Source organism: Corynebacterium variabile, assembly GCF_006539825.1.
Classification (GTDB): Bacteria; Actinomycetota; Actinomycetes; order Mycobacteriales; family Mycobacteriaceae; genus Corynebacterium; species Corynebacterium variabile.
Genome location: NZ_BJNT01000006.1, coordinates 20,598 through 38,036 on the forward strand (window position 1 = coordinate 20,598; position 17,439 = coordinate 38,036).

The following is a 17,439-nucleotide window of genomic DNA, read 5'->3' on the forward strand; positions in this document are numbered from 1 at the left end:
GGCAGTCGTGGATGTGCGGTGGCCTGGGCCAGCGCGGTGCGCCGGTCGCTTACTTGGCGACCGGGGCGTTGACGTCCTCGGGGAGGGCGGCCTTGGCAGCCTCGACGAGAGCGGTGAACGCGGCCGGATCGGAGACGGCGATCTCGGCGAGGTTCTTGCGGTCGACCTCGATGCCGGCGAGACGCAGGCCCTGGATCAGACGGTTGTAGGTGATGTCGTTGGCCCGGGCAGCGGCATTGATGCGCTGGATCCAGAGCTTACGGAACTCACCCTTGCGGGCGCGGCGGTCGCGGAAGGCGTAGGTCTTCGAGTGGAGGACCTGCTCCTTGGCCTTGCGGTACAGGCGGGAGCGCTGGCCCCGGTAGCCGGAAGCCTCGTTGAGGATTTCGCGGCGCTTCTTCTTCGCGTTCACAGAGCGCTTGACACGTGCCATGATTGACGTCCTTTGTTACTTGTTGACGGTTGTCGGTTTCAGGGGGTGCAGGCGCTCTTAGGCCTTGCCGAGGAGGCGCTTGATGCGCTTGGTGTCGTCACCGGACACCTCGGTGGTGCCCTTCAGGCGACGGGTGCGGGTGGAGGGCTTGCCCTCGAGGAGGTGGCGGCGGTTGGCCTGCTCACGACGGAGCTTGCCGGAACCGGTGACCTTGATGCGCTTGGCGGTGCCCTTGTGGGTCTTCTGCTTCATCGTGGATCCTTAAATTCTCGTTGCTCCCGTGCCGGTGGGCACGGGTGGCGTGGCGGAAGGCTACTTCTTGCCCTTGCGGACCGGGCCCAGCACCATCGTCATGTTGCGTCCGTCCTGCTTCGCTCGGGTCTCGACGACGCCGTACTCCTGGACGTCATCCGCCAGGCGCTCCAGCAGCCGGAAACCCAGCTCCGGGCGGGACTGCTCCCGGCCACGGAACATGATGGTCACCTTGACCTTGGAACCCTTCTCCAGGAACCGGACGACGTTACCCTTTTTGGTCTCGTAGTCGTTGTCGCTGATCTTCGGGCGGAACTTCTGCTCCTTGACCACGGTCTGCTGCTGGTTCTTGCGGGCCTCACGGGCCTTCTGATCCTGTTCGTACTTGAACTTGCCGTAGTCCATGATCTTGCACACGGGCGGCTTGGCGTTCGGGGCGACCTCAACGAGGTCGAGGTCGGCGTCATAGGCCAGCTTGCGTGCATCGTCGATGCGGACGATGCCGACCTGTTCGCCACCCGGGCCGACGAGCCGGACCTCGGGAACGCGAATCCGGTCGTTAATGCGAGCTTGAGCGCTGATGAGAACTCCTCAGTAGCAGTGGTAGAAACGTGTACCGCGTACTGCGAGTGTGTGTGGACGGTGTCCGTCCCCATGGATCCCCCACGATGCACAGGCACCGCATGAAAACCGCCCTCCGTACGTGTCCACCACAGACGCCGTCGAAGAACGGACCTTCGTGACCCGGACCCAACTCGTAAGCGGTTCCAGGTGGGAGATACTCCACTTGCAGCCCGTCAGGTCGACGGGCGGTAGTGGAACCGATGCTAGCACCCGCAGCGGATAAGTCCAAACCCTGCCCGGTAGCGGAGCGTGCCACCGCCGGGAGAAACAGTCCGGCCCGGGGGTGGTTGCCGTCATGTAACTTAATGTCATGAGCACTCATCATGAGTCCGGGGGGACGTGGGGAAGCCGTCCAATCCCTGGCACCACACGCCCAGTCAACCAGAACCCGCAGGGTCGTCCGAACCAGTGGGGACCCACCCGACCGGCACAGCCTGCACCGCCCGTCAACCCGCCACCGCCCGGCTACGGCCCACCGCCGGGATACGGTCCTCCGCCCGGATACACGGGGCCGCCGCCCGGATATGTCGGCCCGCCTCCCGGCTACGGCGCTCCCCCGCCGCGCCCCGGCAACGCACGGGACACCGTCACCACCGTCATCTCCTGGCTCGGCGCGGCGATTCTCGTTCTGGGGCTCATCTTCCTCACCGTCCAAGCTGTGGAGCACAACTGGCTGGGTGCAGAAGCAGCCGTCACCCTGGCCGCCGTGATCTGTCTTGCGGTCGGTGCCTACTCCCTCGTGGCACAACGGAGGTCACCGGACGGGCCGGTGGCACCGGCACTGCTCACCGTCGCCGAACTCGGGCTCCTCGCGGACATCTGGGTGACCGTCTTCGGCCTGGAGTGGATCGAACCCTGGGTGGGTGCAGTACTTATCGGCCTGACCTGTGCCCTCGGCCTGGGGATCGCCCGGTGGTGGGACCAGGTCTGGCTGGCCTTCGTGCTCATGGTCACCGGCGGCCTGTTCCTGGCACCGGCCACACTCTGGCTTATCTGGGATGACCGGTCCCCGACCGTTGAAGCCGCATGCCTGCTCTCTCTCGGCATCATCGGGTGGGCGTCGACGGCCGGCAGATACTGGCTTCCCGTGGACATCGCGGCCGCCCTCGTCTTCCTCAGCGGCGCCGGACTCGTCTCGGACAGCGACGCCCCGGTGGCACTGACTACCGCATCCCTGGTCGCCGTTGTCGTCCTCACCGGGCTCGGACTGTTCCCCGTCGCCCCTTCGTCCACGTCAGCCACGGTCATCGATCTGCTCGCCCGGTGGGGCCCGGCGGTGCTGATGCCGGCACTGATCCTGCTCAACACCGCTGCCTGGTCCGGCTACCACGACGACGCCGGAAACACCTCCGCCCGCTGGTGTGCACTGGTCATCGGACTGGTGACCTGCACCGTCCCGGGGGTGCGGTCGATCATCACCAGGGAGTCCCTCGCCCTGCCGCGCCGTCCGCAGACGCCTCCGGCCATGCCACCGATCCAGTACGGACCGCCCGGTTATCCCGTGATCCCGGTGCCGCGACCCGTCATCCCCGCGTCCGTCGCCGATGCGATGCGCGCGGCTCTGGCAACCGGTCTGACCACCCTCGGGGTCGTCATGACCAGTCTGTACGTCAATTCCGACTGGACCTGGTGGCTGTGCGCGGTGGTGATCGTCGCCGGTGCGTTGGTGTGGTTCTCCCCCGCACTTCCCCCGGTGGTCCCCTGGCTCTTCGGCGGGTTCACCGTCCTGGCGTGTCTCCATCTCCTCGGCCCGGCCTGGACCCGTGAGATCGACATGGACGCCCGCCCACTGTGGTTGCCTCCGCTGCTCCTGCTGGTCGTGGGACTGCTCGTCCTGTACCGGGAGGACGCCCTGCATCTCACCCGCCCAGGCAAGATCGTCGCCGGTGGCGTCCTGCTGATTCTCGGAACCTCCGCGATCCCGCTGCTGGCCCGGGACATCACCGACACCGACAACTCGTTCATGACCGGACATCTCATCGTCTCGGTGCTCTGGATGCTGGTCGGGGTCTTCTTCCTGCTCCGGGTGGACGCCGCCATCGGCCTGGGGATCACCCTACTGGCCACGGCGAAGCTCGTGCTCTACGACCTCGCCGCGCTCGACGGTCTGGTCCAGGTGGCGGCTTTCATCATCTGCGGCCTGATACTGCTGGCCTGTGCCGCGTTCCGTGACCGCAGCAGCAGGACCACCCCCGGGGACGACGCCCCAGGTGGACCCGGAACCGCCTAAAGCATCTCGTTGAGGTACCGGCCGGTGTGGGAGGCCTCCACACGGGCCACCTCTTCCGGCGTTCCCTCGGCGACGACGGTGCCGCCGCCGGCACCACCCTCCGGGCCCATGTCGATGATCCAGTCTGCGGCCTTGATGACGTCCAGGTTGTGCTCGATGACCAGGACGGTGTTGCCCTTGTCGACGAGGCCCTGGATGACCAGCATCAGCTTGCGGATGTCCTCGAAGTGCAGACCGGTGGTCGGCTCGTCAAGGATGTAGACCGTCCGGCCGTTGGACCGCTTCTGCAGCTCACTGGCCAGCTTCACGCGCTGTGCCTCACCGCCGGACAGTGTCGTCGCCGCCTGACCGAGCCGCACGTACCCCAGCCCGACATCGACCAGGGTGTTGAGGTAGCGGGAGATCGAGGTGACCGGGCCGAAGAATTCCGCGGCCTCGCTGATCGGCATGTCGAGGACCTCGGCGATCGACTTCCCCTTGTAGTGGACCTCCAGGGTCTCCCGGTTGTACCGGGCACCCTGGCAGACCTCGCAGGGGACGTAGACGTCCGGCAGGAAGTTCATCTCGATCTTCAGCGTGCCGTCACCGTGGCAGGCCTCGCAGCGTCCGCCCTTGACGTTGAAACTGAACCGGCCGGCCTTGTAGCCACGGACCTTGGCCTCGGCCGTCTCGGCGAAGAGGTTGCGGATCTTGTCGAATACGCCCGTGTACGTCGCCGGGTTCGAGCGCGGCGTCCGGCCGATCGGGCTCTGGTCCACCCGGACCAGCTTGTCCAGCTGGTCAAGCCCGGTGACCTTACGGTGGTGACCGGGCACCTGACGGGCGCCGTTGAGCTGGTTCGCCAGCACCTGGGCCAGGATCCCGTTGACGAGGCTGGACTTGCCTGATCCGGAGACACCGGTGACGCAGGTCAGCACCCCCAGCGGGAAATCGACGGTGACGTTCTTCAGGTTGTTCTCGGTGGCACCGTGGACGGTGATGACCCGGCCGGTGTCCACCTCACGACGCTGCTCCGGCACGGCGAGGATCCGCTGCCCGGACAGGTACTGGCCGGTGATGGACTCGGCACAGTCGAGAATGCCCTCCGGTTCCCCCTGGTAGACGACGTGGCCGCCGAACTCGCCGGCTCGCGGACCGATGTCCACCAGCCAGTCGGCGGTACGGATGGTCTCCTCGTCGTGCTCGACGACGATGAGGGTGTTACCGATGTCCCGCAGGTGCTTGAGTGTGGCGATGAGGCGGGTGTTGTCGCGCTGGTGCAGGCCGATCGACGGCTCGTCGAGGACGTAGAGGACGCCGGCCAGACCGGAACCGATCTGTGTCGCCAGCCGGATGCGCTGCGCCTCGCCACCGGACAGGGTGCCGGCGGCGCGGGACATGGACAGGTAGTTCAGGCCGACGTCGATGAGGAACCGCAGTCGCGCCTGGATCTCCTTGAGGACGCGTCCGGCGATCATCTCGTCACGGGAGTTGAGGGTGAGGCTGTCGAGGAAGCTGCTGGCGTCCTCGATGCTCATCGCGGAGACGTCGGCGATGGACTTCTCCCCCGACTCGGAGTCGATGGTGACCTGCAGGATCTCCGGGCGCAGCCGGGTACCGCCACAGGCCGGACACGGCACTTCGCGCATGTAGCCGAGGTAGCGCTCCTTCTGGTTGTCGCTCTCCGCCTGGTCGATCTTGCGGTGCAGGTAGTGCAGGACGCCCTCGAACGGCGCGGAGTACTGCCGCGACCGGCCGTAGCGGTTTCGGTAGCGGACGGTGATCTCCTCGGGGTGCCCGGTGAGCACCGCCTTGCGCTCCTTCTTCGTCAGTTCCGACCAGCGGGTGTCCGGGTCGACGCCGAGGTTCTCCGCGAGCGCGGTGAGCAGCTTGTCGAAGTAGCGGTGGTTCGGGGAGGACGCCCAGGGTGCGATCGCACCGACGAGCGGGGCATCCTCGTCCGGGATGATCAGCGCTTCGTCGACCTCGAGTTTCGTGCCGAGACCGTCGCAGGACGGGCAGGCGCCGTAGGGGCTGTTGAAGGAGAAGCTGCGCGGCTCCAGCTCGTCGATGGCCAGGGCGTGGCCGTTGGGGCATGCCATGTTCTCGGAGAACCGACGACGACGGTCCGGGTCATCATCGTCGAGACCGACGAAATCGAGGACCACGCGACCGTCGGCCAGGCCGAGGGCGGTCTCCACGGACTCGGTCAGCCGCTGTTTCTGGGACGGCTTGACCTGGAGCCGGTCGACGATGACGTCGATGTCGTGCTTGACCTGCTTCTCCAGCTGGGGTGGATCGGTGAGGCGGTAGGCCTCCCCGTCGACGAGGACGCGGGCGTAGCCCTGGGCGGAGAGATCCTCGAAGAGGTCGACGAACTCACCTTTGCGGGTGCGCACCACCGGAGCGAGGACCTGGAACTTCAGCCCTTCCTCCATCCCGAGGACCTGGTCGACGATCTGCTGCGGTGTCTGACGTTCGATCCGCGCCCCGCACTCGGGGCAGTGGGCGATGCCCGTGCGGGCGAACAGCAGTCGCAGGTAGTCGTGGATCTCGGTGATGGTACCCACGGTCGACCGGGGATTCCGGTTCGTCGACTTCTGGTCGATGGACACCGCCGGCGACAGGCCCTCGATGAGCTCGACGTCCGGTTTGTCCATCTGGCCGAGGAACTGGCGCGCGTAGGAGGACAGCGACTCGACGTAGCGTCGCTGGCCTTCCGCGAAGATGGTGTCGAAGGCGAGGGAGGACTTGCCGGAGCCGGACAGTCCGGTGAAGACGATCATCCGGTCGCGGGGCAGGTCAATGTCCACCCCCTTGAGGTTGTGCTCGCGGGCGCCGCGCACGGTGAGGATCTCAGCCACCGGTGAACTCCTGGATTCTTCTCGGTCGATGCAGTCAGCCTGCAGTCTACGTCAGTCTACGGCTTTTTCTCGAACGCGTAATCGACAACAGCACCATGCCCGCCACGTCACTAGGGTGGTGCCATGATCATCCCGGAGAACACCACCGACGCCGGAGTAACCGGCGTATTCAGCCACCTCGATGCCCCGCGGGAGGCCCGCAGCATCACCACCACCGGCGCCGGTCGTCCCCTCACCGTGGTGAAGACCACCGTCGGAGACATGGACAACGACTGTTACCTCATCGCCACCGGCGGGGACGCACTGCTCATCGACGCGGCCGACGACGCCGAACATCTCCTGGCGCTGGCCGGGGAACTGGGCGTACAGATCACTGACGTACTCACCACCCACCAGCACCATGACCATGTCCGGGCCCTGGCGGAGGTCCTCACCGCGACCGGTGCCCGTCACCATGCTCCGGCTCCGGATGCCCCGGGCCTGCCGGCCTCCGCTGACCGGACCTGGGGCGACGACCGTTCACCGGAGGGGGACGCCGGCGAACCACTCGCCCCGGCATCACCCGCACTCGCCGAACTGGGTATGCTTGTCCTCCTGTTGCGCGGGCACACACCGGGCGGACTGGCCCTGGCCCTTCCCACCGATGACGGCCCGACCCACCTGTTCACCGGGGACAGTCTCTTCCCCGGCGGCGTGGGCAACACCGCCACTCCGGAGGACTTCTCCCGCCTTCTCGATGACGTGACCGCGCGCTGCTTCCGCTACCCCGACTCCACCGTGGTCCACCCCGGCCACGGCGATGACACCACCCTCGGTGCCGAGCGTCCGTCACTGGACACCTGGCGCGACCGGGGCTGGTGAGAGTAACCCGCTCACACTCAGACCTGGAGATCATGTCCGACCACTCCGACTCTCCCCTTCCCGCCGTCGCCGAGGAACAGCACCGGCTCAATGAGCTGCTCGCCCATGTCGACACCGCCCGCGAACGCCTCGCCGACCGGGCCCGCGCTGTCCAACGGCTCACCGCGGACATCGACCACCCGCAGGCGCTGCTCGAACGCGACCACGAGACCTACGAGATCTCCCAGCGCCTCGCCGAGTACTCCGCCGCCGAGATCGGTCTCTTCTTCGGACGTATCGACGTGGAGGACACCGACCCGGAGAATCCGGTGACCGACGACGGTCCCGGCGGCGACGGCAGCACCCTGGACCGCCGCTATATCGGGCGCATCGGACTGCACGCCGACGACGACGAGATGCGCACTCTGCTCATGGACTGGCGCGCACCTCTGGCCCGTCCCTTCTACCTCGCCACCACCCTGCACCCGGAGGGCGTCCACACCCGGCGCCACATCCGGACCTCAGGACGCACCGTCACCGCGGCCGCCGATGAGCGGCTCAGCGGGGACAGCTCCTACACCGGCGTGACCACTGACGGCGGTGAGGGCTCCGTCGCCCAGGAGGGTGCACTGCTCTATGCGGTGAACCGCGCCCGCTCGCGGCACATGACCGACATCGTCGACACCATCGTCGCGGAGCAGGACCGGATCATCCGCGAGAACCACCGCGGAGTGACTGTCGTCCAGGGTGGCCCGGGCACCGGCAAGACCGCCGTCGCTCTCCACCGGACCGCCTACCTGCTGTACACCTGGCGCGAGCAGCTTGAGCGGACGGGCGTCCTCATCGTCGGCCCCAACCCCCGCTTCCTCGACTACATCTCCCAGGTCCTGCCGAGCCTGGGTGAGACCGGTGTGGTGCTGGCGACACCGGGCACCCTCTACCCGGGTATCACCACCCGCCCGATGAGCGCTGAACCGCTGCTGTCCCAGGAGGTCAAGGGGTCGTCGGAGATGGTGGGCATCCTCGGCAACGCCGTCCGCGACCTGCAGACCGTACCGGACAGTCCAGTGACATTCCTTGTCGACGGAGTGACCATCCACCTCACCCCCGCGATGGTGAAGGCCGCCCGGACCACCGCGCGCCGGTCGCGGCGTCCGCACAACCAGGCCAGGGAGCGGTTCTTCGCCAGTGCCCTCGACCGACTGAGGGACGCCATGGCCGACAAGATCGGTGCCGATCCGCTCGGCGGGGAGAATCTGCTGTCCGCCGCCGACCGGGCCCAGCTGCGTGAGGATCTCGGCAGCGAGGAGCAGGTCCTCGAGGCCCTCGACGGATTCTGGCCGACGCTGACCCCCGAGGAGGTCCTCGCCGGGCTCTACGGGTCCCGCGGAGCCGTGGACTCCGCCGCGTCCGACTATGACGAGCTCACCCGGCAGGCTCTGCTGCGCAGCGACGGTCCTGACGGTTCTGTCCAGTCTGACGACTGGACCGAGGCGGATGCCCCGTTGCTCGACGAACTCGCCGAGATCCTCGGTATCGTCGGCGTCGAGGAGGCGGAGGCCGAGGAGCAGAAGAAGTGGCAGGCCCAGGTCGCCGAGGCGCAGGAGGCCCTCGACATCCTCACCGGCTCCGCCTACCAGGATCTCGATGACGGGACGGACGCCGAGATCCTCATGGCCTATGACGTCATCGACGCCGAGCAGCTCGCCGAGCGGCAGCGTGTCCGGGAGACCATGTCCACCGCCGAGCGCGCCGCCGCGGACCGCACCTGGGCTTTCGGCCACGTCATCGTCGACGAAGCCCAGGAACTCTCGGAGATGGCCTGGCGGATGGTCTTCCGCCGCGCCCCGAACCGGTGGATGACACTGGTCGGCGATCCGGCGCAGACCGGCAGCCCGGCCGGCGTGGAATCCTGGTCGGACGCGCTGTCCCCCTTCGTCAAGGACCGGTGGAAGCTCCACGAGCTCACCGTGAACTACCGCACCCCGGCGGACATCGCCGAGATCGCCACGGCGATCCAGGCGGAGGTCGCCCCGGACCAGCCGGTCCCCTCCTGCCTGCGCGAGACGGGCACCGGCGTACGCGAGGGTGATCTGGCCGATCTGGAGGACGCCGTGATGCAGGCTGCGGCTGCCGCCGGTGAGGGTCTCACCGGACTCATCGGTGCTCCGGAGCGGCTCGCTGTACTGCAGGACCTCGCTGCGCGGACGTCGGAGGCACTGCCCGGAGACCATGGCGAGATCGTGGTCTCCGACGTCAACGGCGCCAAGGGACTCGAGTTCGATGAGGTCGTGCTGGTGGAGCCCGCGGAGATCGTCGCCGCGTCCCCGCAGGGGCTCAATGACGTCTATGTGGCGGTCACCCGTGCGACCCAGGGACTCACCCTCGTCCACGACGCCGACCTGCCCTGGTGATTTTCAGAAGATGTTAGTCTGGGCGGCACAATTGACCGAAAGGAACCCTGTGCCGCCCCGGACCTCACTCCGCATCCTGCTCACCGCCACCCTCTCCACCGCCCTGGTCGTCCCGGTCGGTACCGCAGGTGCTGATCCCGCAGGTGAGGGCCCGGCACTGAACTGGGGGCCCTGTCCTGTCGGGTCAGGTGCCGAGGCTCCGACGGAGTGTGCCGAGATCGAGGTTCCCCGCGACTACTCCGATCCGGACGGGGCCACGATCTCCCTGACCATGAGCCGCGTCCCGGCCACCGGGGAGCGCAAGGGCACGATCGCCGGCAACCCCGGTGGTCCCGGCGGGGACGCGCTGGGTATGTTCGCCACCTCAGACGCCGGCACCCCGGAAGCCGAAGGACGCATCGCCCTGCCCGCCGATGTCCGGGAGCACTATGACCTGCTGGCGGTGGAACCCCGCGGTCTGGCCTGGGGAACCCCGTTGGACTGCCCGGCACCGGAGTCGCTGTTCGGCACAGCCGGCGACATTCTGGCGGCCTGCGAGTCCACTGATCCCGGATACGCTTCCACCATCACCACCGACAACACCGCCCGTGACCTCGAGGAGGCCCGCAAGGCGCTCGGTGAGGACCGGCTGAACCTCTACGGCGTCTCGTACGGCGGTCCGCTCATGGCGACCTACGCCACACTGTTCCCGGAGAACACCGACCGCGTCCTGCTGGACTCGTCGGGATCTCCGGACCAGCGCTGGTTCGGTCTCGGTGCGGCGCGCAAACAGGCCCGTATCGACGGGCTCAACGCGATGTTCGCCTGGCTCGCCGAGCGCGATGAGGAGTACCATCTCGGCACCACTCCGCTGCAGGTCTACCAGCGGTGGGCGAAGGTCACCGCCGGCCCGTACGGTGTCCAGATGCCGGTGACCCCGCCGTCTGCACGGGACGACGATCTGTCGGCCGGATCCTCGGTACTCCCCGGCGAACTCGGTGCACAGCTCACCGACACCCTGGTGCGGACGCAATGGCGCGCCGGGACACTGGCGGACACCACCCGCATGATGCTCGGTGACGGGGACGCCTACACCGGGGTCATGTCCAGTTTCTCAGGAGTCGTGCAGGGGCTCTACGACCAGACTCTCTGGCCGGTCATCGGCGAGCAACTGCGGGATCCGGAAGCAGCAGCCGCTGAGACAGAGGCTGAGCTTTCTGAGATGGAGGAGCCCTCCGAGGAACAGGCTGCGGCATCGGACAAGCTCGAAGCCCAGCTGCGCACCGTCGAGCGGGCGGTCATCTGCAACGAGAACACCGTCGCCCCGGACACCTCACTCATTCTCCCGACACTGGAGACCCGGTTCACCGGTGGTGACCTCATGCGCTACAACGAGGACAACATCGCGTCCGGGGCGTTCTGCGCCGGCTGGGATGCCACGACCACGCCGACCGATATCTCGGGTCAGGCTCTGGACCGCGCTCCGTTGAACATCGGCTACACGAAGGACACCGCCGTGACCGCTGACGGTGCCACAGGCATGCACCGTGCCATGGGTGGTGAACTCGTCACCGTCGACGGCTACTCCCACGGCGTCCTGCTCGTGGAGCCGGAGAAGCTCGCCGACAAGGTCAGCGCCTACTTCGCCTGAAGCTACACCGTGTGGACGATCATGACGTCGCAATCGGACTGACGCGCGACGTCCGCCGGCACGGAGCCGAGCAGCCGCCCGGTCAGCGAGTTGATCCCCCGGTTACCGACGACAAGGAGATCCGCCTTCACGTCGGTGACGATCCCCATCAGCGCCTCGACCGGCGACCCCGCCTTGATGGCGGTTTCGACGGACGTGCAGCCCTCCTCCTTCGCCGCGGCCACCGCGGACTCCAGGTTCTGCTGTGCCGGGGAATCGCCGACGACCGTCTTCGAGTCCATCCGCACGGCCTGGACTGCGGCGTCCTGGTCAGCGTAATAGGCGCAGCCGATGACCAACGTGGCGTCGAAAGCGGCGGCAAGCGCTGCCGCCCGTCGCACAGCGAGAAGAGAAGACTCTGAACCGTCGGTGCCGACAACGATGGTGCTGTAGCTCATGGCGCCCAGATTACCCCATCACAGGCCGGCCTCGACCATGCCACGCAACTCCTTTTTCAGGTCCGCGATCTCGTCGCGCAGCCGCCCGGCGAGCTCGAACTTCAGCGCCCGGGCCGCGTCCTGCATCTGCGAGGTGAGGTCGGCGATGAGTTTCTCCAGCTCGGGACGCGCCAGGTTGCCGGCGTCGCGTCCGGAGACCGCCGAGACCCCCCGCGGGCCGGCCGCGATGTCCACGTCGGCGCCGAATCCTGTCGACCCTGCCGCCCCGTCCATCCGGGTGGCTCCGTCATCGGGTCCGTCCTCGCCACGGTTCTCGTAGACCTGGTCGAGGATGTCGGCGATCTTCTTGCGCAGCGGCTGCGGATCGATCCCGTGCTCGGTGTTGTAGGCGATCTGCTTGGCGCGGCGTCGTTCCGTCTCGTCGATGGCGTACTGCATCGAGTCGGTGATCTTGTCCGCGTACATGATCACCTCGCCGGAGACGTTACGGGCGGCGCGGCCGATGGTCTGGATCAGGGAGCGCTCCGAACGGAGGAAGCCCTCCTTGTCGGCGTCGAGGATCGCCACGAGCGACACCTCCGGCAGGTCGAGACCCTCACGCAGCAGGTTGATGCCGACGAGCACGTCGTACTCCCCCAGCCGCAGCTGGCGCAGCAGTTCCACGCGCTTGAGGGTGTCGATGTCGGAGTGCATGTAGCGCACCTTCACCCCGTGTTCCAGCAGGTAGTCAGTGAGGTCCTCGGCCATCCGCTTGGTCAGGGTGGTGACCAGGACGCGTTCCTTCTTCTCCACCCGCTGCCGGATCTGCTCGATGAGGTCGTCGATCTGCCCGTCGGTGGGTCGCACCTCGACCTTCGGGTCGACCAGACCGGTCGGACGGATCACCTGCTCGACGAACTCTCCACCGGCCGCGGCGATCTCGTAGTTACCCGGAGTCGCCGACATGTAGACGCACTGCCCTTTGCGGTCATCGAACTCCTCCCAGGTCAACGGGCGGTTGTCGAGGGCACTCGGGAGCCGGAACCCGAAGTCGACCAGGTTGCGCTTGCGCGACATGTCGCCCTCGAACATGCCGCCGATCTGCGGCACGGTCACGTGGGACTCGTCGATGATCGTGAGGTAGTCGTCCGGGAAGTAGTCGATCAGCGTCGCCGGGGCGGACCCGGACTCCCGCTGGTCGATGTGGCGTGAGTAGTTCTCGATGCCCGAGCAGTAACCGACCTGCTGGATCATCTCCAGGTCGTACTCGGTGCGCATCCGCAGCCGCTGCGCCTCCAGCAGCTTGCCCCGGTTCTCCAGGTCGGCGACCCGGTGCTCCAACTCATCACGGATATCGGCCATCGCCTTCTCCATCCGCTCCGGCCCGGCGACGTAGTGGGTGGCCGGGAAGATCCGGATCTCCTCGACCTCCCGGATGACATCGCCGGTCAGCGGGTGGATGTAGAAGAGGCTGTCGATCTCGTCGCCGAAGAACTCGACGCGCACCGCCAGCTCCTCGTAGGCGGGGATGACGTCGACCGTGTCACCCTTCACCCGAAAGGCACCACGGGTGAAGGAGACGTCGTTGCGGTCGTACTGGATGTCGACGAGCAGCCGCAGGAACCGGTCGCGTTCGACCTCTTCCCCGACCTTGAGGACCACGGACCGGTCCAGATAGGACTGCGGTGTGCCCAGTCCGTAGATGCAGGAGACCGAGGAGACCACGACGACATCACGACGCGACAGCAGGTTCGAGGTCGCCGAGTGACGCAGCCTCTCCACGTCGTCGTTGATCGAGGAGTCCTTCTCGATGTAGGTGTCCGTCTGCGCGATGTACGCCTCAGGCTGGTAGTAGTCGTAGTAGCTGACGAAGTACTCGACGGCGTTGTTCGGCAGCAGACTGCGCAGCTCATTGGCCAGCTGGGCGGCCAGGGTCTTGTTCGGGGCCATGACCAGGGTGGGACGCTGCTGCTTCTCGATCAGCCACGCCGCGGTCGCGGACTTGCCGGTACCGGTGGCACCCATGAGGACGATGTCGCGTTCCCCCCGGTTGAGCCGCTCGTCGAGTTCCTTGATCGCCGCAGGCTGGTCACCGGCGGGTTCGTACTCGCTGATGACATCGAAGGCAGAGTCGGTACGTTCAACTTCTCCGACCGGGCGGAACTCGGATTCGGAGAGGACGGGGTGTTCAGCTGCGAAGGCCATGGACCCATTCTAGGACCGGTGGGTCAACCTCGCCCAGAACTCATCGACCTGACTCACCAGGGACGCCACGTCCTGCGAGTTGTCGAGCACCACGTCCGCCGCGGCGAGCCGGGTCTCCCGGCTGATCTGCGCGGCGATGCGTCGACGGGCGTCCTCCTCGTCGAGACCGCGGTACGCCACCAGGCGCCGGATCCGCAGTTCATCAGGGGCGTCGACGACGAGGACAGTGTCCACCATGTCGGTCTGACCGTTCTCGATGAGCAGCGGCATGTCGTAGACCAGCACCGGGACGTCCGCGGCGCGGGCGTCCTCGAACTGCTGGAGGGTGCGCTCGTGGATCCTGGGGTGGGTGATGGAATTGAGGGTCTCTGTCCCCTGCTGCGAGGCGAAGGCCTGCCGGGCGAGCTCCGCGCGGTCGAGGGTGCCGTCAGGGCGGATGACACCGGTGAAGGCCTCCCCCAGTTCCGCCAGTGCGGGTTCCCCTGGTTCGACGACCTCGCGGGCGATGAGGTCGGCGTCCACGACGGTGGCCCCGAGTTCCGCGAGGCGGGCGGAGACCGTCGATTTCCCGGAGCCGATCCCTCCGGTGAGTCCGATGATGTGCATGCGGCCCAGGCTACCCCTGCAGCCTGGCCCGCACACCGGAAACTAGCGCTCGATGATGGCGGTGATGCCCTGGCCGCCGGCGGCACAGATGGAGACGAGGACGCGGCCGCCGCCGTTCTCCTCGAGGATCTTCGCGGCGGTGGCGATGATGCGTCCACCGGTCGCGGCGAAGGGGTGACCGGCGGCGAGCGAGGAGCCCTTGACGTTGAGCTTGGCGCGGTCGATGGCGCCGAGCGGGGCGTCGAGACCGAGGCGGTCCTTGCAGTAGTCCTCGGACTCCCAGGCCTTGAGGGTCGCCAGGGTCTGGCCGGCGAAGGCCTCGTGGATCTCGTAGAAGTCGAAGTCCTGCAGGGTCAGACCGTTGCGCTCCAGCAGACGCGGGACGGCGTAGGTCGGGGACATCAGCAGGCCGTCCGGGGTGAGTCCGTCGTGGCCGTGGAGGAAGTCCACGGAGGCGGTCTCGGAGTCCACCAGGTAGGCCTTGACCGGCAGGTTGTGCTCGGCGGCCCACTCGTCGGAGGCCAGCAGCACGGCGGAGGCGCCGTCGGTCAGCGGGGTGGAGTTACCGGCGGTCATGGTGGCCTGGGCGCCGTGGGCGGCAGCGTCCTTCTTGCCGAAGACCGGCTTGAGCTTGGACAGCTTCTCCACGGAGGAGTCCGGACGCAGGTTCGTGTCGCGCTGGACGCCGAGGTACGGGGTCACGAGGTCCTCGAAGAAGCCGGCGTCGTAGGCGGCGGCGAGCTTCTGGTGGGACTCGGCGGCGAGCTGGTCCTGGTCCTCGCGGGTGATGCCGAGCTCACGGGTGGTGATGGCCTGGTGGTCACCCATGGAGAGGCCGGTGCGGGGCTCACCGTTCTGCGGCTGCTCCGGGGCGAGCTGGGAGGGACGCACCGAACCGAGCAGCTTCAGCATCTCGGGGGTGGACTTGGCGTTGTTGACCTTGATGAGGGTCTTGCGCAGCTCGTCGTTGACGGCCAGCGGGGCGTCCGAGGTGGTGTCGGTACCACCGGCGATGCCGGCGTCGATGCGGCCGAGCGAGATGGCGTCGGCGACCTGGACGGCGGCGGCGAGGCCGGTGCCGCAGGCCTGCTGCAGGTCGAAGGCCGGGGTCTCATTGTCGAGCGCGGAACCGAGGACGACCTCGCGGGTCAGGTTGAAGTCACGGGCGTGCTTGAGCACGGCGCCGGCGACAACCATGCCGAGCTTCTCGTCCTGCAGGCCGTAGCGGGCGACCAGGCCGTTGATGGTGGAGGTGAGCATGTCCTGGTTGGACGCGCTGGAGTACTCCTTGTTGGACCGTGCGAAGGGGATGCGGTTGCCGCCGAGAATGGCGACCTTGCGAGGGGAGGAAGAGGTCATGTCGGTAATCACTCCGTCGTCGTTTGTCTGGTCAGTACCGTGTCTGGCGGCCAGCCTACCCGTGGGGGTAGCGCCGGACGCCGTATCCGGGGTTGTGGAACCCTTGTTGTGCCTGTCACTGATTTGCAGGACAGCGTACCGGGTCACACGCTAGGGTACGAATGAGAACATACATTGTTCGGGCGGCCACAAGGTACGCTTTCGGATAACTGCTTCACCCACACACTGCTACAGACCAAGGAGATCAGTACATTGTCTTCCAACAAGGGCCTGCTGGAACAGATCATCAACTCCAGCTTCGCCGGTAAGCTCGGCGTCCCCCAGGGCGAGAAGCTGCGTCGGTACAAGAAGGGTGAACCCGCCCTCGACGGCCCGGTCGTCATCGGCGGCGAGGGCCGCGTGGCTGACGGTGTCCGGAAGTTCCTCGACGCCGACTTCCAGTTCGTCGAGGCCGACACCGACATCAAGAAGTCCGCGATCGTCTTCGACGCCACCGGCATCAAGACCCCTGAGGACATCAAGAAGCTCTACGAGTTCTTCCACCCCCAGATGCGCAAGGTGCGCCCGAGTGCCCGCTTCCTCGTCATCGGCACCACCCCCGAGCTCATCGAGGACGCCGACGAGCGCATCGTCCAGCGCGCCGTCGAGGGCTTCGTCCGCTCCCTGGCCAAGGAGCTGCTGCGCGGCGCCACTGCCCAGCTCATCTACGTCGACCCGGCCGTGAGCGACGATCTGTCCGGCCTCGAGGCCCCGGTCCGCTTCGTCCTCTCCGGCAAGTCCGCCTACGTCGACGGCCAGGTCATCCGCGTCGACGCCACCCACGTCGATGCCCCCGAGTCCTGGGACGCCCCGACCGCCGGCAAGGTCGCCCTCGTCACCGGTGCCGCCCGCGGCATCGGCGCCGACATCGCCCGCGTCCTCGCCCGTGACGGCGCCAAGGTCATCATCGTCGACGTCCCCGCCGCCGGTGAGGCCCTCGCGGAGATCACCAACGAGGTCAAGGGTTCCGCCCTGCCGCTGGACGTCACCGCCCCCGACGCCGCCGACAAGATCAAGGCGCACGCCGAGGAGAAGTGGGGCCAGGGTGTGGACATCATCGTCCACAACGCCGGCGTCACCCGCGACAAGCTGCTCGCCAACATGGACGAGGGCAAGTGGAACCTGGTCCAGAACATCAACTTCCTCGCCCCGATCCGCATCACCGAGGGTCTGCTGGAGAACGGCGGCCTCAACGAGGGCGGCCGCGTCATCACCCTGTCCTCCATGGACGGCCTCGCCGGCCAGCGCGGTCAGACCAACTACGCCATGTCCAAGGCCGGCATGATCGGTATCGCCGAGGCACTGGCCCCGAAGGTCGCCGCCAAGGGCATCACCGTCAACGCCATCGCCCCCGGCTTCATCATCACCGCGATGACCGCCGAGATCCCCACCGGCACCCGTGAGGTCGGCAAGCGTCTCAACTCCCTCAACCAGGGTGGACTGCCGATCGACGTCGCCGAGGGCGTCGGCTTCTTCGCCGGCAACGCCTCCGGCGCGGTCACCGGTCAGTACCTCCGCGTCTGCGGCCAGCACCTCATGGGCGCCTAG

13 protein-coding genes are annotated in these 17,439 nt (G+C 67.2%); 5 read left to right on the top strand and 8 right to left on the bottom strand.

What is annotated here, in order from left to right:
- Nucleotides 1-49: 49 nt before the first annotated feature.
- From rplT to infC, 3 genes are read right to left on the bottom strand one after another with little or no spacing between them, the layout of a single operon-like run.
- The gene (rplT, locus tag CVA01_RS04435; protein WP_014009787.1) at nucleotides 50-433 is read right to left on the bottom strand and encodes a 50S ribosomal protein L20; all 384 of its coding nucleotides are present in this window, start codon (nucleotides 431-433) and stop codon (nucleotides 50-52) included.
- A 57-nt stretch (nucleotides 434-490) separates the two neighbouring features.
- Nucleotides 491-685, bottom strand: coding sequence for a 50S ribosomal protein L35 (rpmI, locus tag CVA01_RS04440; RefSeq protein WP_014009786.1), 195 nt, complete (start codon nucleotides 683-685; stop codon nucleotides 491-493).
- Between the two features lie 60 nt (nucleotides 686-745).
- Nucleotides 746-1,267 (bottom strand): translation initiation factor IF-3, encoded by a 522-nt coding sequence (infC, locus tag CVA01_RS04445; protein WP_073883590.1) that lies wholly within the window; start codon nucleotides 1,265-1,267, stop codon nucleotides 746-748.
- A gap of 700 nt (nucleotides 1,268-1,967) precedes the next feature.
- Here infC and CVA01_RS04450 point away from each other — a divergent pair.
- Complete coding sequence (locus CVA01_RS04450) at nucleotides 1,968-3,539, top strand: hypothetical protein (RefSeq protein WP_170209697.1); 1,572 nt, start codon at nucleotides 1,968-1,970, stop codon at nucleotides 3,537-3,539.
- Here the strand turns inward: CVA01_RS04450 and uvrA are convergent.
- Nucleotides 3,536-6,382, bottom strand: a complete 2,847-nt coding sequence (gene uvrA / locus CVA01_RS04455) for an excinuclease ABC subunit UvrA (protein WP_014009783.1) — start codon at nucleotides 6,380-6,382, stop codon at nucleotides 3,536-3,538. The two genes, CVA01_RS04450 and uvrA, sit on opposite strands and share 4 nt — an antisense overlap.
- 123 nt (nucleotides 6,383-6,505) lie before the next feature.
- Between uvrA and CVA01_RS04460 the strand changes: the two genes are divergently transcribed.
- Genes CVA01_RS04460 through CVA01_RS04470 form a run of 3 tightly spaced genes read left to right on the top strand, consistent with a single transcriptional unit; the run spans nucleotide 6,506 to nucleotide 11,266 of the window.
- Nucleotides 6,506-7,243, top strand: coding sequence for an MBL fold metallo-hydrolase (locus tag CVA01_RS04460; RefSeq protein WP_014009782.1), 738 nt, complete (start codon nucleotides 6,506-6,508; stop codon nucleotides 7,241-7,243).
- Between the two features lie 32 nt (nucleotides 7,244-7,275).
- A complete protein-coding gene (locus tag CVA01_RS04465; RefSeq protein WP_141328959.1) occupies nucleotides 7,276-9,636 on the top strand; it encodes a HelD family protein in 2,361 nt (786 codons plus the stop codon).
- Between the two features lie 49 nt (nucleotides 9,637-9,685).
- Entirely contained in the window at nucleotides 9,686-11,266 is a 1,581-nt protein-coding gene (locus tag CVA01_RS04470) for an alpha/beta fold hydrolase (RefSeq protein ID WP_170209698.1), read from the top strand.
- A 2-nt stretch (nucleotides 11,267-11,268) separates the two neighbouring features.
- Here CVA01_RS04470 and CVA01_RS04475 read toward each other — a convergent pair whose 3' ends face one another.
- The 4 genes from CVA01_RS04475 to CVA01_RS04490 are packed head-to-tail and all read right to left on the bottom strand — an operon-like array spanning nucleotide 11,269 to nucleotide 15,852.
- Entirely contained in the window at nucleotides 11,269-11,703 is a 435-nt protein-coding gene (locus tag CVA01_RS04475) for a universal stress protein (protein ID WP_014009779.1), read from the bottom strand.
- An 18-nt stretch (nucleotides 11,704-11,721) separates the two neighbouring features.
- Nucleotides 11,722-13,887, bottom strand: a complete 2,166-nt coding sequence (uvrB, locus tag CVA01_RS04480; protein ID WP_141328963.1) for an excinuclease ABC subunit UvrB — start codon at nucleotides 13,885-13,887, stop codon at nucleotides 11,722-11,724.
- Between the two features lie 9 nt (nucleotides 13,888-13,896).
- Nucleotides 13,897-14,493 carry a dephospho-CoA kinase gene (coaE, locus tag CVA01_RS04485; RefSeq protein ID WP_014009777.1) on the bottom strand — a complete coding sequence of 199 codons (597 nt, stop codon included), beginning with the start codon at nucleotides 14,491-14,493 and terminating at the stop codon, nucleotides 13,897-13,899.
- 42 nt (nucleotides 14,494-14,535) lie between these two features.
- The gene (locus tag CVA01_RS04490; RefSeq protein ID WP_141328965.1) at nucleotides 14,536-15,852 is read right to left on the bottom strand and encodes an acetyl-CoA C-acetyltransferase; all 1,317 of its coding nucleotides are present in this window, start codon (nucleotides 15,850-15,852) and stop codon (nucleotides 14,536-14,538) included.
- A 252-nt stretch (nucleotides 15,853-16,104) separates the two neighbouring features.
- Here CVA01_RS04490 and CVA01_RS04495 point away from each other — a divergent pair, with 252 nt between their 5' ends.
- The gene (locus CVA01_RS04495; RefSeq protein WP_014009775.1) at nucleotides 16,105-17,439 is read left to right on the top strand and encodes a 3-oxoacyl-ACP reductase; all 1,335 of its coding nucleotides are present in this window, start codon (nucleotides 16,105-16,107) and stop codon (nucleotides 17,437-17,439) included.